This window comes from Dyella sp. AtDHG13 (assembly GCF_003201105.1).
In the GTDB taxonomy this organism is placed as follows: Bacteria; Pseudomonadota; Gammaproteobacteria; order Xanthomonadales; family Rhodanobacteraceae; genus Dyella; species Dyella jiangningensis_B.
The window spans coordinates 150052-175495 of sequence record NZ_QICJ01000007.1 but is presented as its reverse complement, the minus strand read 5'-3'; the positions used below and the strand labels follow the sequence as shown (position 1 = coordinate 175495).

General features: G+C 65.8%; 27 protein-coding genes and 1 tRNA gene. 20 read left to right on the top strand and 8 right to left on the bottom strand.

From position 1 onward, the window contains the following. Positions 1–49 precede the first annotated feature (49 nt). From dusA to BDW41_RS13405, 4 genes are all read left to right on the top strand, one after another. Positions 50–1030, top strand: a complete 981-nt coding sequence (gene dusA, locus BDW41_RS13420; RefSeq protein ID WP_110301608.1) for a tRNA dihydrouridine(20/20a) synthase DusA — start codon at positions 50–52, stop codon at positions 1028–1030. A gap of 95 nt (positions 1031–1125) precedes the next feature. Further along, positions 1126–1446, top strand: coding sequence for a hypothetical protein (locus BDW41_RS13415; protein ID WP_074548769.1), 321 nt, complete (start codon positions 1126–1128; stop codon positions 1444–1446). Further along, complete coding sequence (locus BDW41_RS13410; RefSeq protein ID WP_019465209.1) at positions 1446–2138, top strand: response regulator transcription factor; 693 nt, start codon at positions 1446–1448, stop codon at positions 2136–2138. The genes BDW41_RS13415 and BDW41_RS13410 overlap by 1 nt, the downstream gene beginning before the upstream one ends. Before the next feature lie 46 nt (positions 2139–2184). Next, on the top strand, positions 2185–3516 hold the full coding sequence (locus BDW41_RS13405) for an ATP-binding protein (RefSeq protein ID WP_233496875.1): 1332 nt from the start codon (positions 2185–2187) through the stop codon (positions 3514–3516). Positions 3517–3627: 111 nt separating this feature from the next. On the opposite strand, the gene BDW41_RS13400 is transcribed toward BDW41_RS13405, so the two are convergent. Together BDW41_RS13400 and BDW41_RS13395 are read right to left on the bottom strand one after the other, a co-directional pair. Further along, positions 3628–4395: a M90 family metallopeptidase gene (locus BDW41_RS13400; RefSeq protein ID WP_074548767.1), complete on the bottom strand. Its 768-nt coding sequence runs from the start codon at positions 4393–4395 to the stop codon at positions 3628–3630. 12 nt (positions 4396–4407) lie between these two features. After that, positions 4408–4719 (bottom strand): hypothetical protein, encoded by a 312-nt coding sequence (locus BDW41_RS13395; protein ID WP_074548765.1) that lies wholly within the window; start codon positions 4717–4719, stop codon positions 4408–4410. A 246-nt stretch (positions 4720–4965) separates the two neighbouring features. On the opposite strand from BDW41_RS13395, the gene BDW41_RS13390 reads away from it, so the two are divergent. The 10 genes from BDW41_RS13390 to BDW41_RS13345 all read left to right on the top strand — a co-directional run bounded on the left by BDW41_RS13390 (position 4966) and on the right by BDW41_RS13345 (position 12258). Beyond that, positions 4966–5934 (top strand): biotin--[acetyl-CoA-carboxylase] ligase, encoded by a 969-nt coding sequence (locus BDW41_RS13390; RefSeq protein WP_074548763.1) that lies wholly within the window; start codon positions 4966–4968, stop codon positions 5932–5934. Further along, entirely contained in the window at positions 5931–6689 is a 759-nt protein-coding gene (locus tag BDW41_RS13385) for a type III pantothenate kinase (protein WP_074548761.1), read from the top strand. The genes BDW41_RS13390 and BDW41_RS13385 overlap by 4 nt, the downstream gene beginning before the upstream one ends. A gap of 38 nt (positions 6690–6727) precedes the next feature. Continuing rightward, positions 6728–7480, top strand: coding sequence for an SPOR domain-containing protein (locus tag BDW41_RS13380; protein WP_074548759.1), 753 nt, complete (start codon positions 6728–6730; stop codon positions 7478–7480). Between the two features lie 48 nt (positions 7481–7528). Next, positions 7529–7604 (top strand) — tRNA-Thr (locus BDW41_RS13375). Between the two features lie 430 nt (positions 7605–8034). Then, on the top strand, positions 8035–8274 hold the full coding sequence (locus BDW41_RS13370) for a hypothetical protein (protein WP_074548757.1): 240 nt from the start codon (positions 8035–8037) through the stop codon (positions 8272–8274). Positions 8275–8509: 235 nt separating this feature from the next. Then, on the top strand, positions 8510–8887 hold the full coding sequence (locus BDW41_RS13365) for a rhodanese-like domain-containing protein (RefSeq protein ID WP_158536999.1): 378 nt from the start codon (positions 8510–8512) through the stop codon (positions 8885–8887). 37 nt (positions 8888–8924) lie between these two features. Then, positions 8925–9839, top strand: coding sequence for an arginase (rocF, locus tag BDW41_RS13360; protein WP_074548753.1), 915 nt, complete (start codon positions 8925–8927; stop codon positions 9837–9839). Positions 9840–9876: 37 nt separating this feature from the next. Beyond that, positions 9877–11241: a tryptophan--tRNA ligase gene (locus tag BDW41_RS13355; protein ID WP_074548751.1), complete on the top strand. Its 1365-nt coding sequence runs from the start codon at positions 9877–9879 to the stop codon at positions 11239–11241. A gap of 34 nt (positions 11242–11275) precedes the next feature. Then, positions 11276–11602, top strand: coding sequence for a hypothetical protein (locus BDW41_RS13350; RefSeq protein WP_074548749.1), 327 nt, complete (start codon positions 11276–11278; stop codon positions 11600–11602). A gap of 14 nt (positions 11603–11616) precedes the next feature. Then, a complete protein-coding gene (locus tag BDW41_RS13345) occupies positions 11617–12258 on the top strand; it encodes a DUF6348 family protein (RefSeq protein WP_074548747.1) in 642 nt (213 codons plus the stop codon). A gap of 68 nt (positions 12259–12326) precedes the next feature. Here BDW41_RS13345 and BDW41_RS13340 read toward each other — a convergent pair whose 3' ends face one another. Next, positions 12327–12710, bottom strand: a complete 384-nt coding sequence (locus BDW41_RS13340) for a VOC family protein (protein ID WP_074548745.1) — start codon at positions 12708–12710, stop codon at positions 12327–12329. 177 nt (positions 12711–12887) lie between these two features. Here BDW41_RS13340 and BDW41_RS13335 point away from each other — a divergent pair, with 177 nt between their 5' ends. Beyond that, positions 12888–13292, top strand: a complete 405-nt coding sequence (locus BDW41_RS13335) for a globin (RefSeq protein ID WP_074548743.1) — start codon at positions 12888–12890, stop codon at positions 13290–13292. Between the two features lie 283 nt (positions 13293–13575). Here BDW41_RS13335 and BDW41_RS13330 read toward each other — a convergent pair whose 3' ends face one another. From BDW41_RS13330 to pdhA, 3 genes are all read right to left on the bottom strand, one after another. Beyond that, entirely contained in the window at positions 13576–14955 is a 1380-nt protein-coding gene (locus tag BDW41_RS13330) for a dihydrolipoamide acetyltransferase family protein (protein ID WP_074548741.1), read from the bottom strand. A 149-nt stretch (positions 14956–15104) separates the two neighbouring features. Continuing rightward, positions 15105–16085, bottom strand: coding sequence for an alpha-ketoacid dehydrogenase subunit beta (locus BDW41_RS13325; protein ID WP_074548739.1), 981 nt, complete (start codon positions 16083–16085; stop codon positions 15105–15107). Positions 16086–16088: 3 nt separating this feature from the next. Beyond that, the gene (gene pdhA / locus BDW41_RS13320; RefSeq protein ID WP_074548737.1) at positions 16089–17174 is read right to left on the bottom strand and encodes a pyruvate dehydrogenase (acetyl-transferring) E1 component subunit alpha; all 1086 of its coding nucleotides are present in this window, start codon (positions 17172–17174) and stop codon (positions 16089–16091) included. Positions 17175–17403: 229 nt separating this feature from the next. Here pdhA and BDW41_RS13315 point away from each other — a divergent pair, with 229 nt between their 5' ends. The 3 genes from BDW41_RS13315 (at position 17404) to BDW41_RS13300 (ending at position 21745) form a co-directional block, all read left to right on the top strand. Then, the gene (locus BDW41_RS13315) at positions 17404–18258 is read left to right on the top strand and encodes a tryptophan 2,3-dioxygenase family protein (protein WP_074548963.1); all 855 of its coding nucleotides are present in this window, start codon (positions 17404–17406) and stop codon (positions 18256–18258) included. Between the two features lie 269 nt (positions 18259–18527). Further along, on the top strand, positions 18528–20036 hold the full coding sequence (locus tag BDW41_RS13310; RefSeq protein WP_074548735.1) for an oligopeptide:H+ symporter: 1509 nt from the start codon (positions 18528–18530) through the stop codon (positions 20034–20036). A gap of 200 nt (positions 20037–20236) precedes the next feature. Next, positions 20237–21745, top strand: coding sequence for an oligopeptide:H+ symporter (locus BDW41_RS13300; RefSeq protein WP_074548731.1), 1509 nt, complete (start codon positions 20237–20239; stop codon positions 21743–21745). A gap of 94 nt (positions 21746–21839) precedes the next feature. Here BDW41_RS13300 and BDW41_RS13295 read toward each other — a convergent pair whose 3' ends face one another. Continuing rightward, the gene (locus BDW41_RS13295) at positions 21840–22328 is read right to left on the bottom strand and encodes a MarR family transcriptional regulator (protein WP_074548729.1); all 489 of its coding nucleotides are present in this window, start codon (positions 22326–22328) and stop codon (positions 21840–21842) included. A gap of 89 nt (positions 22329–22417) precedes the next feature. Here BDW41_RS13295 and hppD point away from each other — a divergent pair, with 89 nt between their 5' ends. After that, positions 22418–23515 (top strand): 4-hydroxyphenylpyruvate dioxygenase, encoded by a 1098-nt coding sequence (gene hppD / locus BDW41_RS13290; protein ID WP_074548727.1) that lies wholly within the window; start codon positions 22418–22420, stop codon positions 23513–23515. A gap of 47 nt (positions 23516–23562) precedes the next feature. Here the strand turns inward: hppD and BDW41_RS13285 are convergent, their stop codons facing one another. Continuing rightward, entirely contained in the window at positions 23563–23955 is a 393-nt protein-coding gene (locus tag BDW41_RS13285; protein WP_074548726.1) for a DUF5362 domain-containing protein, read from the bottom strand. A gap of 139 nt (positions 23956–24094) precedes the next feature. Between BDW41_RS13285 and hmgA the strand changes: the two genes are divergently transcribed. Further along, positions 24095–25393, top strand: a complete 1299-nt coding sequence (gene hmgA / locus BDW41_RS13280) for a homogentisate 1,2-dioxygenase (RefSeq protein WP_074548724.1) — start codon at positions 24095–24097, stop codon at positions 25391–25393. Positions 25394–25444 lie beyond the last annotated feature (51 nt).

The following is a 25444-nucleotide window of genomic DNA, read 5'->3' as shown; positions in this document are numbered from 1 at the left end:
GTGCCGCCTATCGGGCGTGCGCCATGGACAAGCGGCTAAAATGCGCTCCATGCACAGCCTCGCCCCCACCGACGTCCGCCTGTCCGTCGCACCCATGATGGACTGGACTGACCGCCACTGCCGCTATTTCCACCGGCTGCTGTCCCCGCATGCGCGCCTGTATACCGAGATGGTGACCAGCGCCGCGCTGGTGCGTGGCAAGCAGCTGCGCCTGCTGGAGCATAGCCAGCAGGAACACCCCGTGGCGCTGCAGCTGGGCGGCAGCGAGCCGGCGGAGCTGGCCATCGCCGCGCGCTATGGCGCGGAGGCGGGCTATGACGAGATCAACCTCAACGTGGGTTGCCCCTCGGACCGCGTGCAGTCCGGCCGCTTCGGCGCGTGCCTGATGCGCGAGCCGGCGCTGGTGGGCGACTGCGTGAAGGCGATGCGCAATGCGGTGGATGTGCCGGTCACGGTCAAATGCCGAATCGGCGTGGATGACCAGGACGAGTACGCCGATCTGCAACACTTCACGGAGACCATGATCGCCGCCGGCGTCGAGGTGCTGGTCGTGCATGCCCGCAAGGCGTGGCTGCAGGGCCTGAGCCCCAAGGAAAACCGGGAAATCCCGCCGCTCGACTACGAGCGCGTGTACCGCCTCAAGCGCGAATTCCCGCAGCTGGTGGTGGTGATCAACGGAGGCATCACCACGGTGGAGCAGGTGCAGGCGCATCTGCGGCAGGTGGACGGCGTGATGCTGGGGCGCGCGGCGTATCACGACCCCTATGTACTCGCCCGCGTCGAGGCCGCGCTCTACGGTGAGCCGCTGCCGACCCGCGAAGACGTGCTCATGCACATGCGGCCTTACATCGAGGCCGAACTGGCCCGGGGCACGGCGCTCAAGCACATCAGCCGTCACCTGCTGGGCCTGTACCAGGGCGAGCCCGGGGCGCGCGGTTTCCGCCGCCGGCTGAGCGAGGGGGCGCACCTGCCGGGGGCCGGCTGGGGCCTGATCGAGCAGGCCATGGCGCCGGCCCGGGTTGCCGCGTGACCGTTCAGGTTTGTCAGGTCAATATTCAGCCCCGAGTCCATAGTCTGAACGACGATGGAAACCGCCCCGCTGGTGCTACAGGCTTGTTTAACAAAATGAAAACAATCCTGCGCCCCCTGATCCTGCTGCTGGCCTGCTCGACAGGCGCGGGCGCGTGGGCGGCACAATCCAGCGAGCCGGCCATGTCGCTGGAGCAGGCCGTTACCCAGGTGCAGCACGAGACCGGCGGCAAGGTATTGTCCGCCAGCACCGTGCGCCGGGGCCGCAGTTCGTTCGAACATCGCGTCAAGGTGCTCACACCCACGGGGCACGTGCGCGTGGTGACCGTAACCACCGAAGCCAGCAAGGCACCGGCTTCTGGCGATCCGACCAAGAACCCGTCCACTGACGGCGGAAGCAACAAGGAGAAACACTGATGCGCATTCTTTTGGTTGAGGACGAGGCGCCCCTGCGCGAGACCCTCGCCGCACGCCTGAAGCGCGATGGTTTTGCCGTCGATGCGGCCCAGGACGGCGAGGAAGGCATGTACCTGGGGCGCGAAGTGCCGTTCGATCTGGCCATCATCGACCTGGGCCTGCCCAAGATGTCGGGCATGGACCTGATCAAGTCCCTGCGCGAGGCCGGCCAGCGTTATCCCATCCTGATCCTCACCGCCCGCGGCGGCTGGCAGGACAAGGTGGAAGGCCTCAAGCACGGCGCCGACGACTACCTCGTCAAGCCGTTCCACGTCGAAGAGCTGCTCGCGCGCATCAACGCGCTGGTGCGCCGCGCCAGCGGCTGGTCCAAGCCGGTGCTGGCCTGCGGTCCGATCAAGCTGGACACCACCGCGCAGACGGTGACCGTGGAAGGCAAGCCGGTCGACCTGACCAGCTACGAGTACAAGGTGCTCGAATACCTGATGCTGCACGCCGGCGAGCTGGTCTCCAAGGCCGATCTGACCGAGCACATCTACCAGCAGGATTTCGATCGCGATTCCAACGTGCTGGAGGTCTTCATCGGCCGTCTGCGCAGGAAGCTGGACCCGGAAGGCAACCTCAAGCCCATCGAGACGGTACGTGGACGCGGATACCGCTTTGCCATCCCTCGCAGCGAAGCCGAAGACGAATGATCAGCCCCCGCCGCGCCGCCCGTTTTCACTGGCGGCGCGCGCGGCGCTGGCCACCGGCTTCGTGCTGGCGGCATTCCTTGGCGTGGTCGGCCTTACGCTCATGCGTACGGCTGCCGACAGTTCGCGCAAGGGGCTGCAGGATCGCCTGCAGAATTTCGTCGTAGCCTACCTGGCGGGCACCGAAGTCGGTCGCTCCGGCAAGGTGCTGCTGCCCGACACGCCGCCTGACCCGAGTTTCTCGCGGCCGGGTTCGGGTCTTTACGCCGTGGCCATCGGCGATGGCGGTTTCAAATGGGAATCGCCCTCGGCCATCGGGCGCGACTTTGCCTTCCTGCGTCCGCTGGCGCCGGGCGAGGGCGAGTTCGTCGGCCCGGTCGATACGCGCATGGGCCGCCTGTACTACTACATCTACGGCGTGGCGCTCGACACGTCGGAAAAGAAATCGGTGCACCTCACCTTCATGGTGGCGCAGACCGAAGACCAGCTCGAAGGCCGCAACGCCGTGTTCCGGCGCAGCCTGGTGTTCTGGCTGGCCTCATTGGGCGTGATGCTGATCCTGCTGCAGCTGTTGCTGCTGCGCTGGAGCCTGACGCCCTTGCGCAAGGTGGCCAACGAAATGTCGCGCGTGGAACGCGGCGATCGCGAGCACCTGGGCGATCAATACCCGCAGGAACTCACCGGCCTTACCGAGCGCATCAACGCCTTTATCGACAGCGAGCGCGAGCAGCGCATACGCACGCGCAACACGCTGGCCGACCTGGCGCACAGCCTGAAGACGCCGCTGGCGGTGATCCGTTCCGGCCTGGAAAGCGACACGCCGGACCTGCGCAACCAGGTGCTGGAACAGGTGCGCAAGATGGACGAACTGGTCGCCTACCAGCTCGCGCGCGCGGCCACCTCGGGCCGCCAAACCTTCGCCACCACCGCCATTCCCATCGCCGGCCACGCGGAAGATCTGGTGCAGAGCCTGGAGAAGGTCTACGCCGCCAAGAACGTACTGTGCGAATTCGACATCGACGACAACGCCGCGTTCTACGGCGAGCAGGGCGATCTGCTCGAACTCATGGGCAACCTGCTGGAGAACGCGTTCAAGTGGGCGCGCCATCGCGTGCTGCTGGTGGTGAAGATGCGCCCGGTCGCGGGCCGTCAGCGCCCCGGCCTGTGGCTGAGCGTGGAAGACGACGGCCCCGGCATCGACGACGACAAGATCGAGAGCGTGCTGCAGCGTGGCGTGCGCGGCGACGAGCGCGTGCAAGGCCACGGCATCGGCCTGTCCATCGTGCAGGACATCATCCGCGCCTACGGCGGCGAGCTGGTGGTGGATCGTTCGCCGGAGTTCAACGGTGCGCGGTTCAGCGTAAAACTACCGCCGGGTTGATACCTGATGGTACGCCTCAGCTCCACTCCCTCTCCCCTCAGGGGAGAGGGCTGGGGTGAGGGGCCAACTTCGCCTCAGTCCACTCAGTTCATTTGGACGGCCAAACGGCCCTCACCCCGGCGCCGGCGAAACCCCGTAATACGCCTGCAGCAGATCCGCCACCGCCCCATCCGCACGACGCAGCACGCCCGGCTGCGACCAATGCAGCTCGCTCACCACGGCAAAGAATTCATCCGGGCCTTCCGCCGCGTACGGATCGATCAAGGTATCGCGCCCACGCGCCACGTCGCTGGACAGGCGGTCGAAGGCGCGCTGGAATGCCACGATCCACTGGCGTCGCGGAATATGCGGCGGCAGCACCGGCACGCCATCGGGCGGGCCGTCGAGCATGTCCAGCTTGTGGGCGATCTCGTGTGCGACCACGTTGTAGCCGTCCCACGGCTGGGCAAGGTCCAGCTGCACGTCCGCCAGCGACAGCACCAGCGGGCCGCGTTCCCACGCTTCGCCGATAAGCACGTCGTCGCCCTCGGTCACCACGCCGGTGCGGTCGTCGTGATGGCTGCGCTTTACCTTGAACTCGCCGGGATACACCAGCACGTCGCGCCAGCCGCGCAGCGCCTTCGGGCCTTGCTGCAACACGGGGATGCACGCCTGCATGGCGATCAGGGTGCACAGTGCGTCGCTCAGTTCGGCATCGGCCAGCGCATGAAAGCGCTTGCGCGCGAGGAATACGCCCACCAGCCGGCGCAGTTCCTGTTGCCGGCAGCTGTCCAGCCGCTGCGCGAGCGGGCAGGCGGCCAGCGCCTGCTGCCAGGGTGCTTCGTCAAGCGGAGGAGGCGTCAGGTAGGCGCGGAGGCGCCGCCACCAGGCAGCTGGCACGGGCGATGGACGTTACTGGATGGAGCCCGGCAACAACGACTGCCAGCCGACGCGGTTCTGGCGGCTGCGCGCCCCACGGGCCGGGGTGTTCTGCGGGCAATTGTCGCTGGACGACGAGGAAGAAGAACTCGGTGCGGTCGTGGCTTCGCGCGACAGGCCCAGGGCGTCGCCACCGCTGCCGCTGCCCGCGCCTTCGTGGCTGGAGCTGCTGTCCACCGAATGCTGCATCGAGCCCAGATCCTGGCTGTCGGCGTCCATGGCCGATGCAGCACCCACGCTGCCGACACACAGAACACAGCCAAGCAAGATCTTCCCGACGTTCATGGCGGCTCAACCCCTTGATCCGCAATCCAAGATCCCGATGCTGGCAGAAAAAAGGGGGCGATACCAGTGCCCCAGCCCGCGCCTGGCTGTGCCCGCGAGTCCCAGAAGTCATGCGACTTCCCGCGTGGCCAGCCTGTGTGGCGTAGCGAGGGCAGGCTAGAATGGCTGGATGCCACGTTTCCTTACCCCGTTCCCACGTTCCCGCGGGCGCTGCCGTCGCGGCGCATTGGCCCAGGGCGCCGCGTAATGCAGGCGCAGGAGCTGCTGGTGGCGCTGGCGGACGGCGGCATGGTGTCGGGCGCCCAGCTGGCCGAGCGCGCGGGCGTCACCCGCGCCGCCATCTGGAAGCAGATCGAGGCCTTGCGGGCGCGCGGCGTACCGGTGGAGTCGCGCGGCACCGCAGGCTACTGCCTGCCGTGGCCGGTCCAACTGCTCGACCTGCCCGCGTTGAAGGCCACCGTGCCCGCAGCCGTGCACAAGCGCCTCGGCACGCTGGAGCTGCACTGGGAGGTCGACTCCACCTCCAGCGAGATTCAGCGCCGGCAGGGCGACTTGCCCGACCTGAGCATGGTGCTGGCGGAAACGCAGAGCGCGGGCCGCGGCCGACGCGGCCGGCGCTGGCTGTCGCCGCCGGGGCTCAACGTCTACCTGTCCTGCCTCAAGCGATTCGATGCAGGTTTCGCGGCGTTGTCCGGCCTGTCGCTGGCGGTGGGCGTGATCGTGATGCGCACCCTGGCCTCGCTCGGCATCGATGGCGCGGGCCTGAAGTGGCCCAACGACGTGCTGAGCGACAACGGCAAGCTTGCCGGCATCCTGGTCGAGCTGGGCGGCGAATATCAGGGGCCGTGCGCAGCCATTATCGGCGTGGGCCTCAACGTGCGGCTCACCGAGGCGCTGCATGAACAGGCAGGCCAGCCGGTGAACGACCTGACGACCCTGGCGGGCGCGGCGCCGGACCGCAATCGTGTCGCCGCCGCGCTGATCACGGCGCTGGCCGAAGGCCTGGATCAGTTCGAACGCGAAGGCTTCGCCGCTTTCGTCGACGAGTACGCCCGGCATGACCTGCTGCGCGACAAGGCGCTGCGCGTGCAAGGCGCGATCGGTGCACTGGAAGGCATCGGCGCTGGCGTGGACGAACGCGGCGCCTTGCTGCTGCAAGCCGGCGACGGTTTGCATCGCATCGACAGCGCCGACGTGACGGTGCGTCGCGCATGAGGCTGCTGCTCGATCTTGGCAATACGCGCCTGAAATGGGCCTTGCGCGATGGCGTGCAATGGCGCGAGCAGGGTGCGGTGGCGTGGAACGACGACGTGGTGCTCGCGCTGCACGATGCGTGGCGCCACTTGCCGCCGCCGCATCATGTGTTCGGTGCGTCCGTGGTCGACGGTGCGCGCGAAACGCAGATCGCCGCCGTGGTATCGACCCGCTTTGCGCGGCCAATCACCTGGTTGCGCACGCCCGCCGAAGCCTGCGGCGTGCGCAACGCCTATTCCGAACCCGGTCGCCTGGGCGTGGACCGCTTCCTCGGCATGGTCGCCGCCCGCGCCGAAGGGCTGGCGCCGTGCGTGCTCGCCGGTGTCGGCACCGCGCTGACGCTGGATGCGCTCGATGCGCAAGGCAAGCACCTTGGCGGGTTGATCGCGCCGGGTCCGCAGCTCATGCAGCAATCCCTGCTGGGCGCCACCGCGCGCGTGCTGATCGACCGGCCGGGCAAGGTGCTGGAAGCCGCCGACAACACGCCTGACGCCGTCGCCTCCGGCTGCTGGCAGGCCGCCGCCGCGCTGGTCGAGCGTTTCGTCGCGCACATGTCCGCGCCCCTGGGCGGCGCGCCGCAGCTGATCCTGGGCGGCGGCGATGCCGAGTCGCTGGCGCCGCTGATCGCGCTGCCGTCGCGGCTCAGCCAGGACGGCGTGCTGCGCGGATTGTCGGTGTGGTCCGACGCACATACGCCTCTTGAGCAGTCTCTCTAGAATGCTCGCTCCTTCGCCGTTCGCCTGACGGATCGCCGATGTTCCTGCGCCTGCTCTTTGTCCTGCTGATCGCACTCAATATCGCGGTAGGCGCATGGCTGCTGCTCGGCCAGGACGACGTGCACGGCCGCGCCGCCACCGATGCCGGCGTGCCGGAACTGCATCTGCTCAGCGAGCGCCCGCCGTCGCCTTCCTCTGCTGCGGCGCCGTCCCCGACGACTTCTTCCGCTGCCGCTGCGTCATCGACCGGCGCCACGCCGTCGACGCCGGCATCCACTCGGGCTCCGGTGGCGCAGGCCACGACGCCGACACCGCCGCCCGCACCGCAGCCGCCGCGCCCGACCACCTACACCTGCATGGCGCTGGGCCCGTTTGCGACCCAGAACGACATGCGCAACGCCCGCGTCTCGCTCACCAATCAGGCAGCGCGCATGCGCTCGCGCCAGGAGCAGACCACCCAGACCACCGGCTGGTGGGTTTTCCTGCCCGGTGGCGGCAGCCGTGACAAGGCGCTGGAACTCGGGCGGCGTCTCGCCGCCGCCAATGTGGGCGACTACTTCGTGGTCAGCGCCGGCGACCAGTCCAACGTGTCGCTGGGCCTGTTCAAGGACCCCGCCAACGCCCGCCGCCGCCGCGACCAGGTCGTCGCCGCCGGCTTCCCCGCCCAGATGACCGAGCGCACCGAAACCGTGCCCGAATACTGGCTGGACGTGGTCATCGCCGACAGCGGCCACGCGGACTGGCGCAATCGCGTCAAGGGCGTCGGTTCCCACAGCACTGGCTGCTTCTAACCGCCTTTGGCGCTGGGCCACGCAGGCCTGCTAGACTTGCCACCCTTCGCCGGTATAGCTCAGTTGGTAGAGCAACTGATTTGTAATCAGTAGGTCGCGGGTTCGACTCCTGCTGCCGGCACCAGACAACGAAAAGGCTTGCATGGATACGGTCCGTGCAGGCCTTTTTTGTTGGGCGGGTGCGACTGACAACAGCCGACGTTCTCGGAGATGCTGCTGAAGGTTGCTGGCGATTTTTCGGCGCACTCCGTGCAACGGATGAGTAGTTCCATATCCGGAGAAGATGCACTTTTGCAGCTGCAATTCGCCGTGTGTGGTGCTGCCCCGGATTTCGCCGATGGCTCCATCCGAGCTACAGCTGTGGCGTTGTCGCGGGTGGAACGATGATGTAGTTCCGGCAATAAGTCAGGCTTCTGCAAGCGTGGTTGTTCGCATGCATTGATCCATCCGCGAATACACGTTTCCTTGATCTTGGCGTAGACCGTTCGGCGGAGTGTTCGACGCGTTATCGCGCTGGCATATAGGAGCGTCACCAAGCATCGTGAGGTTAGGCCGTGGCGAAATCGACGCATTGGTTCAACCATGCCGGATCGACATTTCACTACGAGCTGACCATCACCAAATCACCCAAGGACCTGGCCTACATCGCCCAGGTCTGGCGCGACGGCAGCCGCTTCGGGTTCGTGCACGACATCGTGCTGCGGGACGGTGCGGCGGTGGAGCGGTGGTCGGATGCGACGGCCGAACTGATCGCCGTTATCCACGCCGAGGGGAAGATCAGGGGCATGGCGTAGCGCCCGTAGCCCGGATGACGCGTAGCGGAAATCCGGGGCCATGGCGACGCGATCCCTGTACGTACCCATCGGCCACTTAGCAAAACGCGATTTTCGCCGGACTTTTCGATAAGTCCGGGCGCTTTTGACGCTACTATGAGCGACGGCCGGTTTCCGGTTTGCTCATTACTTCATGATATTCAAGGTGTTGGCGGTGTTGCAGCGTGTTGCGCCAGGCCGTGTGACGGTATCTCTCGTGTTCAAGGCCGTCCTGATCGCGGGGTGGTGGCTGGCGAGCGCGGGTGTCGCCGCTGGTGATGCGCCCATGGACGCCGCACAGCTGCTGGAACGCCAGCAGGCGGGGCAGGCGCCGGTGCTGCTGGACGTGCGCCATGCCGACGAATACGCCGACGGTCACATCGCCGGCGCGCTCAATATCCCGGTGGAACAGCTGGCCAGCCGTGCGGGCGCGCTCGGCGTGCCGCGCGACAGCGAGATCGTGGTGTATTGCGTCTCCGGCAAGCGCGCCGCAAAGGCGCAGCAGACGCTCGATGCCCTGGGTTACTCCCACGTGCGGGTACTGGACGGCAGCCTGAACGGATGGCGGCAACGTCATCTGCCTCTGGCACACTAAGAAGTCTCGTACTCTCGTTTCCACACTGCAGGTTTTCATGGTCAACAAGGCACTTTCCCTGATCGGCGTTCCCACCGATATCGGTGCGGGGCATCGCGGCGCTTCGATGGGGCCGGAAGCATTGCGCGTGGCCAACCTGGCCGCGAAGCTCACCCGGCGCGGGCTGGACGTGGTGGATCGCGGCAACCTGCAGGGTCCGCTCAACCCGTGGCAGCCGCCGGTGAACGGCTATCGCCACCTGCCGGAAGTGGTGGCCTGGAATCAGGCCGTGCACGAAGCGATCTACGCCGAGCTGGCCGACGGCCGCCTGCCGATCATGCTGGGCGGCGACCATTGCCTCGCCATTGGGTCCATCAGCGCGGTAGCGCGTCATTGCCGCGACACGGGCAAGACGCTGCGCGTGCTGTGGCTGGATGCGCATGCCGATTTCAACACGGCGGAAGCCACGCCGTCGGGCAATATCCACGGCATGCCGGTGGCCTGTTTGTGCGGCAACGGTCCGAAGGAATTGATCGAACTGGGCGGCTACGTGCCGGCCACGTCGCCGGCGGTGTTCCGTCAGATCGGCATCCGCTCGGTGGACGAAGGCGAGAAGCGCCTGGTGCGCGAGTCGCAGGTGAGCATCTTCGACATGCGCCACATCGACGAAGTGGGCATGAAGCGCACGATGGAAGAGGCGCTGGCCGGCATCGACGAGAACACGCACCTGCACATCAGCTTCGACGTGGATTTCCTCGACCCGAGCATCGCGCCGGGCGTGGGCACCACGGTGCGCGGCGGCCCGAACTATCGCGAGGCCCAGTTGTGCATGGAAATGATCGCGGACACGGGGCGCGTCGGTTCGCTCGACATCGTCGAACTCAACCCAGCCTTCGACAAGAAGAACCAGACCGCGCGCCTGGCGGTGGATCTGGTGGAATCGCTGTTCGGCAAGTCCACGCTGATCCGCTGACGACAACAACAAACAATAACGATACGAAGAAGAGACCATGAAGACCCGCGTACTCACCGGCATCACCACCACCGGCACGCCGCACCTGGGCAACTACGTCGGCGCCATTCGCCCGGCCGTGGCCGCGAGCAGGCGCGACGACGTCGACGCGTTCTACTTCATGGCCGACTACCACGCGCTGATCAAGAGCGACAATCCCGATCGCATCGAGCGCTCGCGCCTGGAAATCGCCGCCACGTGGCTGGCGGCCGGTCTCGATCCGCAGAAGGTCACCTTCTATCGCCAGTCCGATATTCCGGAGATTCCCGAGCTGACCTGGTTCCTCACCTGCGTCACCGCCAAGGGCCTGCTCAACCGCGCGCACGCGTACAAGGCTTCCGTGGACAAGAACACGGAAGCGGGCGAAGACCCGGATGCCGGCGTCACGGCGGGTTTGTACATGTATCCGGTGCTGATGGCGGCGGACATCCTCGCGTTCAACGCGAACAAGGTGCCGGTGGGACGCGACCAGATCCAGCACATCGAAATGGCGCGCGACATCGCGCAGCGCTTCAACCACATCTACGGCCGCGAGTTCTTCGTGCTGCCGGAAGTGGTGATCGAGGAACAGGTGGCGACGCTGCCGGGCCTGGACGGCCGCAAGATGTCCAAGAGCTACGACAACACCATTCCGCTGTTCGCCGGCGGGCAGAAGCACCTGCGCGAGGCGATCATGCGCATCGTCACCGACTCGCGCCTGCCGGGCGAGGCGAAGGATCCGGACAGCTCCTCGCTTTTCACCATCTTCCGCGCGTTCGCCAGCGAGGCCGAATCCAATGCCTTCCGCGAGGCCCTGGTCAACGGCCTGGGTTGGGGCGAGGCGAAGCAGGTGTTGTTCGAGCGGCTGGAAGTGGAAATCGCGCCGATGCGCGAGAGCTACGACGCGCTGATCGCGCGCCCGGCGATGATCGAGGAGATCCTGCACGAAGGCGCCAGGAAGGCGCGCGCCATTGCCGGCCCGAAGGTGGCCGAGTTGCGCGACGCCATCGGCCTGCGTTCGGGCACCTCGGTGGCGCCGCAGGCGAACGCGCCCAAGGCGGTCGCCAAGGGCGGCAAAGCGCCGCGCTTCGCCAGTTTCCGCGATGCGGATGGTAGCTTCCGTTTCCGCCTGTTCTCGTCGGAAGGCGAGGAGTTGCTGCTGTCGCGTTCGTTCGCCGATCCCAAGGCGGCCGGCGTCGTGCAGAAGCGCATAAAGGAACTGGGCAGCGTGGGTGCCGTGGTGCAGGTGCAGCCGCAGGCGCTGGTGCTGGAGATCGACGGCGAGCAGGTCGGCGCCACGCCCGATTACGACGGCGAGCAGGCGCGCGACGAAGCACTGCTTCGCCTGCGCGGTGCGCTCGACCAGCTTGCCGCGCAGGAATAAAAGGCCTCGCGGCCTTCGGGGAGAGAACTGACGCATGCGTTACCTGGCCATCCTGTTGCTGGCGCCGTGGCTGCTGATCCTGGGCTGGGCCTATTGGGCCTATCCCAAGAGCCTGCCGCGCACGCGCCTGCGTCGCGGGTTCGACATCGCTGCGCTGCTGCTTGCCGCCTTCGCGGCGGTGGAGTGCGCAAGCAGCGCGTTCGATACGGCCACGGTGCCGGCCGTGGGCCAGTACGGCCCGTCCAGCGGCGCCATCTGGCAGCAGGTGCTGCCGGCGCTGTATGGCTACGGCGCATGCGTGGTGGTGTTGGTGCTGGCGCTGATCGTGCGCCAGCTGGTGTGGCGTCCACAGGCGCATTGAAGGCAGGCACGGCGATGCAAGACTCCGATATCCAGCGTTACCTGTTGCGCCTGTTCGAGCGTCACGACGTCGAACTGGAGCCGGATGAAGAATGGCTGATGACGGACGGCGATTTTCCCGCCGTGCGCGCCAGCTGGTTCGAAGGCGCTGCCGGCGAGCCCGGCCGCCTGGACGTCGATGTGGTGTTGAGCGAAGACCGCCATATCGAAGAGAGTTTCGCCGGCGTGGGTGGTGGCGAGGCCGGTTGCCTCGATGCGCTGCGCGCGTTTGAGGAAGGCGTGTTCCACGTGCTGCTGGCGGCCTGCTGGTACGTCACCGACGACCGCCGCATGACCTTGTACGGCTGGGACCTGGGCATTCGCACGTGGGACGTGTTCGCCGGGCCGTGGCTATCGAGCAAGAACGGCATCGAACCGCCGTCGGAACTGATGCCCGTGCTGCGCGCCGCGCTGCAGGACGAAGTATTGAGCCGGCAACTGCACTGGGTGCGCCTGTTCTATCGCCGCGGCGATGACGGCACGGTCAGTGCCGAGGCGCTGCTCGACAATGCGCCCTGGCCGGCGGGAGACCGCCTGCTGACTTCGCTGCCGTGGCCGGCGGGCGAGCAGGGCTACAGCGTACGCGGGTTTATCGCGCTGGATATCCGCGATTACTGATATCCGCGTTTGTTCGCAAGGCGAGCCGCAGGCCAGCGTCGACCTTGCGAGGCGCGGATGGCTAAGCGTCATTCCCAGCGGTTGAGATGCGGCCCGAATGTTTCGCGCTGCGGGCGGATCACGCAGAACCGGTGTCCGCTCGGCGCCTGCATCACCCACCAGCGATCGCCCACCTTGTTCACGCGTTTTGCGCCGAGTTTTTCCAGGCGTTGCGCCTCCGCCTCGATGTCGTCCGTTTCGATATCCAGATGCACGCGGCTGTCGTGATCCACGCGCTGCAGCAGGATGATGGGTTCGTCATCGGCGGTGGCGAGGCGCGCGTACTTGCCGTCGCCATCCTCATCCAGGGTGACGATGGACTTGCCCAGAGCGTGGCTCCAGAACGCGGCGGCATCGGCGAGATCGTCGGTCTTGCAGTCGATCACCACGGTGCATAGTCGGCTGTGATGCATGGCGCGGCTCCCGTGCGAGTGTCCGTGGATCGTATAGCGCGATGGAGTGCATGCGTCGTCAACGCAGGGTGCAGGCGGCATGTCGCCCGCTTGCGGCGATATGCCAGGCGGCGATGCATCGATCGCGTGTTAGCGTGCCGGCGCTTTAGGACGATTGAAGTCCACGCCGGGGCAAACATGAGCGACACGTTCGACGATCTGCAGACCAGCTACGGCCGTTGCCTGCAACACGGGAAATTCATTGCCCGCTTCTACGAGATCTTCATGGCCAGTCATCCGGACGTGCCGGCGTTGTTCAAGGACACCGACTTCAGCAAGCAACACATTGCATTGCGCCGGGGCATCAGCGCCGCGATTGCGCATGCCGGAGGCAGCACGCTGACCAAGCGCACGATGGAGCAGATGGCCTGCGCGCACAGCCGCAGCGGCCACGCGCCGGTGCCGCCGTCGCTGTATCCCTATTGGACTGAGGCATTGCTGGTGGCGATACGCGAGCATGATCCGGCGTGTGACCTTGCGTTGGAGCAGCGCTGGCGGAAAGCGTTGGAGCACACGATGAGGCACTTTGTGGAGCGGTACTGAGCGTGTCGCTATGCAGTGGCGTGGAGCGCTCCTCAGCGTTAGTTATCCCTCACCGTCATTCCCGCGAAAGCGGGAATCCAGCGCCTTTGGAGCATTTTGCGATACCAGTAAGTCACTAGATGACCAGCCTTCGGCTGTTGTGGAGCGCCTCCCGGTTTCGCGGGAATGACGGTGAGGGGGATGGAGTCGTTGGGCTTCCCTGAGGCGATGAGTTCCTTTCCAAAAGCACGCAAAGGAAAAAGCCCCGGCACAGCCGGGGCTTTTTCGTTCAACTCATCTGCACTCAGTTCGGCAGCGACAGATCGTCCAGCAGCGCCTTGAGGAAGCGCGCCGCCTCGCCACCGGTCGCGGCGCGGTGGTCGAAGGTGAGCGAGATCGGCATGCGGCGGTGCACTTCGATGCCGCCCATCACGGCGACCACGTCGTGGCTCAGCTTGCCCGCGCCGACGATGGCGACGCACGGCGGCACCACCACAGGCGTGGCGTAGCGGCCGGCGAACATGCCGAAGTTCGACAGGCTGATGGTGTAGCCCGACAGCTCCGACGCCGGAATGCTGCGGTCTTCCACCGACGAACGCAGGCGCTTGATGGCGGCGCGGATGCCGGCGCCGTCGAGTACGTCGGCGTTGCGCAGCGCCGGCACGAACAGGCCTTCCTCGGTGTCCACGGCAATGCCGATGTCCACGTGCGGATGCAGGGTGCGGGTGAGGTTCTTGCCGTCGAACCAGGCGTTGAGCGCCGGCACGGCCTTGCACGCGGCGACGATGGCGCGGATCAGGCGAGCGGTGATGTCCTGCTTGCCGATCCAGGCGTGCAGGTCGGCGTCGTCCACGAGGGTGGTCGGCACCACGTTGGCGTGGGCCTCGGCCATCACGCGCGCCATGTTGCGACGCACGCCCTTGAGCTGCTCCGGCTGGCCGCTGGCCTGCACGCTCGGCGGGGCCGTGCGCACGGGCTTGCCGGCGAGCGAGGTGGCGGTGCGCGACGGCTCCGGCTCGGGCAGGCGCGGGGCCAGGTGGCGGCCCGCGTCTTCATGCACGGCGCGGGCAGGCGCGGCGCCGAGCGCAGCGCTGCCGTTGGCGGCGGCGTTCTTCACGTCGGCCAGGGTGACCACGCCGTCGGCGCCGGTCGGCTTGACGCGGGTGAGGTCGACCTTGAGCTTCTTGGCCAGCGCGCGCACGGCCGGCACGGCCTTCACGCCGCCCACGCTGGAGGCCTGCTCCACGTGCACGTGGCTGCCGGAGATCATCGCGCCGACCACGGTGCCTTCGTCTTCGCGATCGGCGGTGCCGCTGTCGATCTCGCCGCCTTCATCGGAGGCGACGACCTTCTTCGGCTCGGCGGCGGCGCTGCCGGCGCCCTTCTTCGGGCCGTGATGGTGGCCGGTGGCCTCGGCCTCGGCGCGCTGCTTGGCGTTCGGGTCGGGCTCGAACTCGGCCAGCGCGGCGCCGGTCTCGATGATGTCGCCGGCGGCGCCGTGCAGCTTGGTCACCTTGCCGGTGTACGGGGAGGGCACGTCGACGACGGCCTTGGCGGTTTCCATCGACACCAGCGGGGCGTCGAGCTTGATGGTGTCGCCTTCCTTCACGTGCCACTCGACGATGGTGGCGTCGGGCAGGCCTTCGCCGAGGTCGGGCAGGTAGAAAGTCTTGATGTCGGCCATGGGGTTCATTCCGGAGGTGGCAGAAATTTTCGGGGGAGAGAATAGGGAATTGGGAATCGGGAATAGTGAAAAGCGGCGACCTGCAATCTTGCCGCGCCTTGCTTTTCCTATTCCCTATTCTCCATTCCCTATTCCCTTGGCAGGCGAGCTCAGCTCGCCGCCAACGTACGCTTGGCCGCTTCCACCACGCGCTCGGTGCTCGGCATGTACTTCATTTCCAGGCGGAACAGCGGGATGTGCGTGTCGTAGCCGGTCACGCGCTCGACCGGCGCCAGCAGGTCGTACATGCATTCCTCGGCCAGGCGGGCGGCGATTTCGGCGCCGAAACCCGCGGTTTTCGGGGCTTCGTGCACGATCACGCAGCGGCCGGTCTTCTGCACCGATTCGGCGATGGTGTCGAAGTCCAGCGGGGTCAGCGTGGCCACGTCGATGACTTCGGCGCTGATGCCGTCTTCGGCCAGCGCGTCGGCCGCTTCCAGCGCTTCCTTCACCTGGGCGCCCCAGGTGACGATGGTGACGTCGGTGCCGTCGCGCAGCACGAAGCACACGTCCAGCGGCAGCGCTTCGCCGTCGTCGGGCACTTCTTCCTTGTACTGGCGGTAGATGCGCTTGGGCTCGAAGAACATCACCGGATCAGGATCGCGGATGGCGGCGAGCAGCAGGCCGTAGGCGCGCGCCGGCGACGACGGCATCACCACGCGCAGGCCGGGGATGTTGGTGAACAGGTGCTCGTTCGCCTCGGAGTGATGCTCCGGCGCGCGAATGCCGCCGCCCCACGGTGCACGCCACACGGCCGGCACGGTGATGCGGCCGCGCGTGCGGTTGCGCAGGCGGGCGGCGTGGCAGGCGATCTGCTCCATCATCGGGTAGATGAAGCCTTCGAACTGCGCTTCGGCCACCGGCTTCATGCCCTGGGCGGCGAGGCCCACGGTGACGCCGGCAATGGTGGTTTCGTCCAGCGGCGTGTCGAGCACGCGCAGTTCGCCGAATTTTTCCTGCAGGCCCTGGGTGGCGCGGAACACGCCGCCGTTGACGCCGACGTCTTCGCCCAGCACCACGACGCTGTCGTCGTGGGCCATTTCATACGCAAGCGCCTGGGTGACGGCTTCGATAAGGGTGATCTGTGCCATGGCTTAGTGCGCCTTCTTGTCGAGCTGGAGTGCGAGATCGCGCTGCTTGGCGAGATCGGCGGGGACTTCGGCGAAGGTGTAGTCGAACATCGCCGTGACGGGCTGCGTCTTGGTTTCGAGGTAGGCGTTCACCTCGTTGTCCATCCACTCGTCGCACTCGGCCTTCCAGGCTTCTTCCTTCGCGTCGTCCCACACGCCCTTGGCCACCAGCCAGTTGCGCAGGCGCTTCATCGGCTCCTTCGCCCAGGCGTCCTTCACTTCCTGCTCGCCACGGTAGCGGCGCGCGTCGTCGGCGGTGGTGTGGTCGCTCAGGCGGTAGGTCACCAGTTCGAGCACGCTGCCGCCCTGGCCGTTGCGCGCGCGATCGAGCGCATCGCCCATGGCCTTGCGCACGGCGATGATGTCGTTGCCGTCCACCTGGATGGAGAACAGGCCCGCGGCAATGCCCTTCTGCGCCAGCGTGGGCGCGCCGGACTGGATCTTGCGCGGCACCGAGATGGCCCACTGGTTGTTCACGATCACCGCCACCATCGGCAGGTTCTGCGCGCCGGTGATGTTGATGGCGCCGTAGAAGTCGCCCTTGGACGAACCACCGTCGCCGATGGTGCACACGGCCACGCGCTTCTCGTTGCGGATCTTGAACGCCAGCGCGGAACCGGCGGCGTGCAGGCACTGCGTGGCGATCGGCACCGACCAGGCGAAATCGTGGCGCGCCGGTTCGTTCTGGTAGTCGTTGCCGCGCTCGTCGCCGCCCCAGTACATGTACACCTCGCGCGGCTGCACGCCGCGATAGAGCTGCGCGCCGTATTCGCGATAGCTCGGCGCGAACACGTCCTCGGGCTTCATGGCGCTGCCGATGCCGACGTGGGCGGCTTCGTGGCCCAGGCAGCTGGCGTAGGTGCCGAGCTTGCCGGTGCGCTGCAGGGCGACGGATTTCGCGTCGAACACGCGGGTGGACATCATGAGCTTGTACAGCTCGACCATGTGGTCGAGGTCTTTGGCGAATTCAGGCAGGTCATCACGAACCTGCTTGCCTTCAGCATCGAGATACTGGAGGTATTCGATTTCGAACTTGGCGGCGATGGACACGACTCGCTCCCGGAGTGAGTAATGAGAAAGTGGGGTGCGGGGCGTCGGCGGCCCATCCAGTGGGGCCAGCAGCGGACGTAAAGCCCTGAGCAAGACCAAAATTGTTACAGGGCCGGATGTTGCGCCGCAAGGCACGGTGCAGCATGCGCCCTCGTACGGGGCTATGCGGAAAGGGGAAACAGGCCCTGGCCTTCACACGGGTTACCATGCGGGTTTTTCCGCACCCCGGATCGACATGACCGAGAACCAGCGCGACCTTGAGGCCGGCATCGAGCTCGACCTGAACGGGCGGTTGACCTATGGCGGCTACCTCCGGCTGGACCAGCTGCTCACGGCCCAGCAGCCGCTGAGCCATCCGCCGCACCACGATGAAATGCTTTTCATCGTGCAGCACCAGGTGGCGGAGCTGTGGATGAAGCTGATCATCCACGAGCTGAAGTCGGCGGTGGCCCATCTGCGCCGCGATGAGATCGATCCATGCCTGAAGATCCTGGCGCGCGTGAAGCAGGTGCAGCGCCAGCTGTTCGAGCAATGGGCGGTGCTGGAAACGCTGACGCCCTCGGAATACCTGGAATTTCGCGGCGTGCTGGGCACGTCCTCGGGCTTCCAGTCGCTGCAGTACCGGCAGATCGAATTCCTGCTGGGCAACAAGAACGCCCAGATGCTGCAGGTGTTCGCGTACGACCCGGCGGCGCAGGCCGCGCTGCGCGAGGTGCTGGAAGCGCCCAGCCTGTACGACGAGTTCCTGGGCTATCTCGCGCGCCGCGGGCACGCGGTGCCCGCCGAACTGACCGCGCGCGACTGGTCGCAGCCTTACAGGCGGCATGAGGGGTTGCTGCCCGTGCTCAAGCGCATTTACGAAAACCGAACGACATTCTGGCCCGAGTACCACATGTGCGAGCAGCTGGTGGATGTGGAGGGGAGTTTTCAGATGTGGCGTTTCCGCCATATGAAAACCGTGGAACGCATCATCGGACACCGTCGCGGCACGGGTGGTTCCTCGGGCGTGGCGTTTCTCAAGAAGGCGCTGGAGCTGGAGTTTTTTCCGGAGTTGCTGGATGTGCGGACGGAGTTGGGAGTTTGAGCGTCGGCACTCCATTGAATAAGACCGGCTTCACGGACCTATTGCGGCGGTTATCCCTCACCGTCATCCCCGCGAAAGCGGGGACCCAGTGCCTTTGCCGTCGCGCGAAAGTCACTGGATGACCAGCCTTCGGCTGTTGATGAAGCGCCTCCCGCTTTCGTGGGAATGACGGTGAGGGCAGTTGAGACGTTGTCGCGAACAGTCGGTCACGCAGTCGGTTACGAAACTTTTGGCGGCATCTCTGTCGCTTCGCTTGCAAAGGGGCATGCATGAGCAACACCACCCAGACCGCACCCGCGCCGGTGCCCGACTTCCCGCAAATGCTCGGGCATCCACGGCCGCTGTGGATGTTGTTCATGACCGAGTTCTGGGAGCGCTTCGCGTTCTACAGCGTGAGCTGGGCGCTGGCGCTGTACATCGTGGCGCACTTCTTCAACGGCGATCCGGCGGGTGAGGCCTGGGCCAGCAAGATCTACGGCGCGTATACCGCGCTGATCTACGCCACCAGCATCTTCGGCGGCTTCGTGGCGGACAAGGTGATCGGTTACCAGCGCTCGATCCTGATCGGCGCCCTGGTGATGGCGGTGGGCCTGTTCGTGGTGATGCTGCCGGGCAAGGAAGTGTTCCTGTTTGGCCTGGCGATGGTCGTGGTGGGCAACGGCCTGTTCAAGCCGAATGTTTCCTCCATGGTCGGCCAGCTGTATGGCCCCAAGGACGAGCGCCGCGACCGCGGCTTTACCCTGTTCTACATGGGCATCAACGGCGGTGCGCTGCTGGCGCCGCTGCTCACGGGCTGGCTGGCCAGCTACTTCACGGATACGCCTACGCAGGAAAACTATCGCATCGTGTTCGGTGCGGCTGGCGTTGGCATGTTCCTCAGCCTGTTCTGGTTCTGGTTTGGCCGCCGCGGGCTGAAGGACGTGGGCCGGCCAGCGCCCGATCAGGCGGGCCGCGCCCGCGTGGCGTGGGTGGTGTTGGGCGTGGCGGTCGCGGTGCCGCTGGTTTATCTGCTCTTGGCCTTTATCGGCGCGAGCGGCCTGCAGTGGCTGCTGAGCCTGCTGTTCATCGGCGTGGCGGTGATGCTGGTGGTGGAGGCGATGCGCCACGATCGCGTGCAGCTGGATCGCGTGGTCGCCATGCTGATCATCTTCGCCTTCAACATCCTGTTCTGGATGATGTATTTCCAGCTCGGCACGTCGTTCAACTTCCTTGCCGCGAACATGGTGGACCGCGAGATGTTCGGTGGCTGGATGTTCCCGGTGGGCTGGTTCCAGTCGGTGAGCCCGGTGGCGATCATCGTGCTGGCGCCGCTGGTGACGCAGGTATGGGCGCTGTTGGCCAGGCGCCACAAGGAACCGTCGATCCCGCGCAAGTTCGGCCTGGGCCTGGTCTTCAACGGCCTGGGCTTCACCACGCTGATGTATGCGCTGACGTACTCGGTGAACAGCCACGGGCTGATCCCGTTCTGGCCGCTGACCGCGTGCTACGTGCTGCAGACCATCGGCGAGCTGTGCCTGTCGCCCATCGGCCTGTCGATGGTGACCAAGCTGGCGCCGCCGCGCGTGGTGGGCGTGGCGATGGGCGGCTGGTTCCTGTCGATGGCGGTGGGAGGCAACCTGTCCGGCCTACTGGCCGGGCAGATCAGCGGCGACAGCGGCATGACCGCCGCCTCCGCGCTGTCCGGCTTCACCTTCAGCTTCTGGCTGCTGGCCGGCGCCGGCGTGCTGCTGCTGTTGATTTCGCCGCTGATCAACCGTCTCATGCACGGTGTGAGGTAAAAGCAGGAGTGAGGAGTGAGTAGTGAGAAACGAGAGAAGAGCGCCGGCTGGCTGGCTTTTCTCTCGTTTCTCACTTCTCTTTTTACTTACTCCTCGCTCTTTAGGCATTTGACGTACCTGGGCGTGGCCGGTTACATGTCCGGGTTCGCAAAAACTTTCGACCGGCACGCGAGTGCCCTTCCGGCCTTCATGGGGTTTGCATGAGCGAGACCAACACCGCCACCGCGCCGACGGTGCCCGATTACCCGCAGACCATGGGGCATCCGCGCCCGCTGTGGATGCTCTTCATGACGGAGTTCTGGGAGCGCTTCGCGTTCTACGGCATGCGCTGGGCGCTGACGCTGTACATCGTGGCGGAGTTCTTCAAGGGCGATCCTGCAGGCCAGGGCTTCGCCAGCCGCACCTATGGCGCCTACCTGGCCCTGGTCTACGCGGCGGCGGTGTTCGGCGGCTACGTGGCGGACCGCATCATCGGCTACCAGCGCTCGATCCTGGTGGGCGCCGTGGTGATGTCGGCGGGGCTGTTCATGATCATGCTGCCGAATGAGCAGATCTTCCTGCTCGGCCTGTCCACGGTGATCGTGGGCAACGGCCTGTTCAAGCCGAACATTTCCTCGATGGTGGGGCAGCTCTATGGCGTGGGCGATGCGCGGCGGGATCGCGGCTTCACGCTGTTCTACATGGGCATCAACGCCGGCGCGCTGGTGTCGCCGCTGATCACCGGCTGGATGGCCAGCCACTTCACCGACACGCCGATGCAGCAGAACTACAAGCTGGTGTTCCTGGCCTCGGGAATCGGCATGCTGATCAGCCTGGTGTGGTTCTGGATCGGGCGCCGCCAGCTGAAGGGCGTGGGCCGTCCCGCCGCGGATCAGGCCAACCGCATGCGCGTGGTCTACGTGCTGATCGGCTGCCTGGTGGCCATTCCGCTGGTCTATCTGGTGATGGCCAAGGCTGGCGCCATCGTGCTGCAGTGGATGCTGAGCGTGCTGTTCGTGGGCCTGTCGCTGCTGTTGCTGGTGGAGGGCTTCCGCGAGGGCAAGGTGCAGCGCGATCGCGTGTTCGCGATGCTGATCATCTTCGTGTTCAACGTGCTGTTCTGGATGTTCTACGAACAGGCCGGCAGCTCGTTCAACTTCCTGGCGCAGAACATCGTGGATCGCGAGATGTTCGGCGGCTGGGAGTTCCCGGTGGGCTGGTTCCAGTCCGTCGCGCCGCTGGCGCTGGTGCTGCTGGCGCCGTTCGTGTCGCTGGCCTGGGGCTGGCTGGACAAGCGCCACATGGAGCCGTCGATCCCGCGCAAGTTCGGCCTGGGCCTGCTCGGCAATGCGCTGGCCTTCATCGTGCTGATGTACGCGCTCTCCCGCCTGGTGGACAGCCGCCACCTGATCCCGTTCTGGCCGCTGGTGCTGGTCTACGTGCTGCAGACGCTGGGCGAGCTGTGCCTGTCGCCGATCGGCCTGTCGATGGTGACCAAGCTGGCGCCGGTGCGCCTGGTGGGCTTTGCGATGGGCGGCTGGTTCCTCTCCACCGGCATTGGCAACAACCTGTCGGGCATCTTCGCCGGCCATGTGAGCGGCGAAACCGGCATGACCGTGGCCTCGGCGCTGAGCGGCTTCACCTTCAGCTTCTGGCTGCTGGCCGGCGCGGGCACGGTGCTGTTCGTCATCGCGCCACTGATCAACCGGCTGATGCACGGCGTGAAATAAAGCGGGAGTGAGTAAAGAGGAGTGAGAAGTGAAAGAAGAGCGTCGAACTGGCCGGCTCTCTCTCACTCCTCACTTCTCTTCACTCACTTCTCGCTCACTTCGGCTCAATCGCCTGCAGCTTGTCCAGAATGCGCACCAGCCAGGTGCGTTCCTCTTCGTCCAGCCGGGACAGCAAATTGCGCTCATGCTCGCGGGCCATGGGCGCCACCACCTCGTGAATGGCCCAGCCGGCCTCGCTCAGGCCCAGCACGGAGCGGCGCTTGTCGCCGTCGTGGGTCGCGCGGGTCACCCAGCCGGTTTCCACCAGCTTGGACAGGGCGCGGCTCACGGCCACCTTGTCCATCAGGGTGCGCTCGGCCACTTCGCGGGCCGAAAGGCCGTCGAAGCGGGCCAGCACGGCCATCACGCGCCATTCCGTCATGCTCAGGTCGAACCGACGCTGGTAATCGTCGGCAATGGCCTGGCTGACCGCGTTGGAGAGGATGGAAAGCCGGTAAGGCAGGAAGTTTTCCAGCTCCAGCGGGGCATGGTCGGGATGGTGTTCTTCGGCCACTGCTGCGGCGCTCCTTGCAAATGGTTTCATATGTAACTATAACGCGAGGATTATCACGATGGTCGCACGCAAGGGATGTCCCGCGTAGGCCATTGAGCCCGGTCCATCAGGAGAGCCCCATGAGCGCGCAGCCCAATCTTGGCATGCAGGTCACCACCTTCGAAAACCCCATGGGCATCAACGGATTCGAATTCGTCGAATTCGCCGCCCCCGCCGGCCGCGGCCACGAGCTGCACCGCCTGTTCAAGAGCATGGGCTTCAGCGCCGTGCTCAAGCACAAGTCGCGCCCGATCACGGTCTACCGCCAGGGCGGCGTGAACCTGCTGGTCAACGAGGACCCAGACTCCTACGCCGCCGAATTCGCCCAGGCCCACGGCCCCTGCGCCGCGGGTTTCGCCATCCGTTTCGAAAAGCCCGCCAAGGACGTCTATGACGTCGTGCTCGGCAATGGCGGCGAAGCGGTGAGCGCGCTGGCCGAATCCACCAAGGCGGTGAATGCGCCGGCCGTGAAGGGCATTGGTGATTGCGTGCTGTACCTGGTCGACCGCTACGGCGACAAGGGCAGCATCTACGAAGGCGACTACGAGCCTGTCGCGGGCGCTGACCAGAACCCGAAGGGTTTCGGCCTCACCTTCATCGACCACCTCACGCACAACCTCTACTTCGGCAACATGCAGAAGTGGTCCGACTACTACGAGCGCCTGTTCAACTTCCGCGAGATCCGCTACTTCGACATCAAGGGCGCCAAGACGGGCCTGGTGTCCAAGGCCATGACCGCGCCGGACGGCATCGTGCGCATTCCGCTCAACGAGTCGAGCGATCCGAAGTCGCAGATCAACGAATACCTCGACGCGTATCACGGCGAAGGCATCCAGCACATCGCCCTGTTCACCGACAACATCTACGACACGGTGGAAGCGATGCGCGCGCAGGGCGTGGAGTTTCTCGACACGCCCGATACGTATTTCGAAGTGATCGACATGCGCATCCCCAACCACGGCGAGGACGTGCCGCGCCTGGCGAAGAACAAGATCCTGATCGACGCCGACCCGGAGACCAAGCAGCGCAAGCTGCTGCAGATCTTCACGCAGAACAACATCGGCCCGATCTTCTTCGAGATCATCCAGCGCAAGGGCAACGAGGGTTTCGGCGAGGGCAATTTCCAGGCGCTGTTCGAGTCGATCGAGCGCGACCAGATGAAGCGCGGCGTGCTGTAAGCGCCGCCGTATGGCCGCCCGTTGCGGGCGGCCATGGTGTGGCGGTCTTAGTGCCAGGAACCGTTATGCAGCATGGCGCCGAACATTGCGCCGAACACGGCGATGTACAGCACGAGCACCGCTATGCTGACCAGGAACAGCACGCCCTGGATGATGAAGTAGGTACGCAGCCTGGCGAGCGCTTCCTTCAATGCGGCGGCATCGCCGCTGAGCTGGGCGCGCTCGATGGCGTTGGCGGATTGCATCACGAGAACGCCGATCCAGATGGGCAGCCACGCGATGATGATGCCGACGATGGAGAGGGCAGTGATGGCACCTTGGATGATGAACATCACGCCCACGAACTTCATCCATCCCTTGCCCGATGCAAGCGGCTGGCTGAGGTCCTGGACAGAGGCGGTCGCGGGCGCGTTGCCCAGCGAGGAATACGAGTCGGACATGCGGTTTCCTTGTGATGTTGTTGCAATAGGTAACAACGCCTCTTCCCTGGAGTGAGGCGACCAACGGCGGTAAGGCAAGAGTCATAGTATCGCGAAGGTCGCGCAGCGGCCTCGCATTCGGGCAGATCGCGGAGCTTCCATGTCAGCCAGCAAGCAGCAGTACCAGACCGGTTTCGCCAACGAATTCGCCACCGAGGCCTTGCCCGGCGTGCTGCCCGAAGGGCAGAACTCGCCACAGCAGGTGGCACGCGGGCTTTATGCCGAACAGATTTCCGGCTCCGCGTTCACCGCGCCGCGCCACAGCAACCGTCGCAGCTGGCTGTACCGCATCCGCCCGGCCGCCATGCACCATCCGTTCGAGGCGATGCCCGACGGCCGCTTCCACAACCGCTTCAACGAAGTGCCGGCCAGCCCCAACCAGTTGCGCTGGAGCCCGTTCCCGCTGCCGGCCGAACCCACCGACTTCATCGATGGCCTGTTCACCGTGGCCGGCAATGGCAGCGCGGCGGACCAGACGGGCGTGGGCATCCACGTCTATGCCGCCAACCGTTCGATGCAGGGCCGCTTCTTCTACAACGCCGACGCGGAGCTGCTGATCGTGCCGCAGCGGGGGCGCCTGAAGCTGTTCACCGAGATGGGCATCATCGAGCTGGAGCCGCTGGAGATCGCGGTGATTCCGCGCGGCGTGCGCTTCCGCGTGGAGCTGCTCGATGATACCGCCCGCGGCTATATCGCAGAGAACTTCGGCGGGTTGCTGCGCCTGCCGGACCTCGGCCCCATCGGCAGCAACGGCCTGGCCAATCCGCGCGATTTCCTCACGCCCGTGGCCGCCTACGAGGACGTGGAAGGCGCGTTCGAGCTCGTCGCCAAGTTCCAGGGCAACCTGTGGCGCGCCCGCATCGATCACTCGCCGCTGGACGTGGTGGGCTGGCATGGCAACTACGCGCCGTACAAGTACGACCTGCGCCGCTTCAACACCATTGGCTCGATCAGCTTCGATCATCCCGACCCGAGCATCTTCCTCGTGCTGCATTCGCCGAGCGATACCGATGGCGTGAGCAACATGGATTTCGTGATCTTCCCGCCGCGCTGGCTGGTGGCGCAGCACACGTTCCGCCCGCCGTGGTTCCACCGCAACATCGCGAGCGAGTTCATGGGGCTGATCACCGGCGAATACGACGCCAAGGCCGAAGGCTTCTCGCCGGGCGGCGCCTCGCTGCACAACTGCATGAGCGGCCACGGGCCGGATGCCGCGACCTACGAGAAGGCGTCCACGCGCGACCTGTCGCAGCCGGACGTCATCACCGGCACGATGGCCTTCATGTTCGAGACGCGCCGCGTGATCCATCCCACCAGGCAGGCGCTGGCCTCGCCCGAGCTGCAGGGCAACTACTACGAGTGCTGGCAGGGCATCCGCAAGCATTTCACGGGCAAGTAAGCGCCCAACGATCAACACACGATGGCAGACTGTGCGCGGCACGGTCGACGG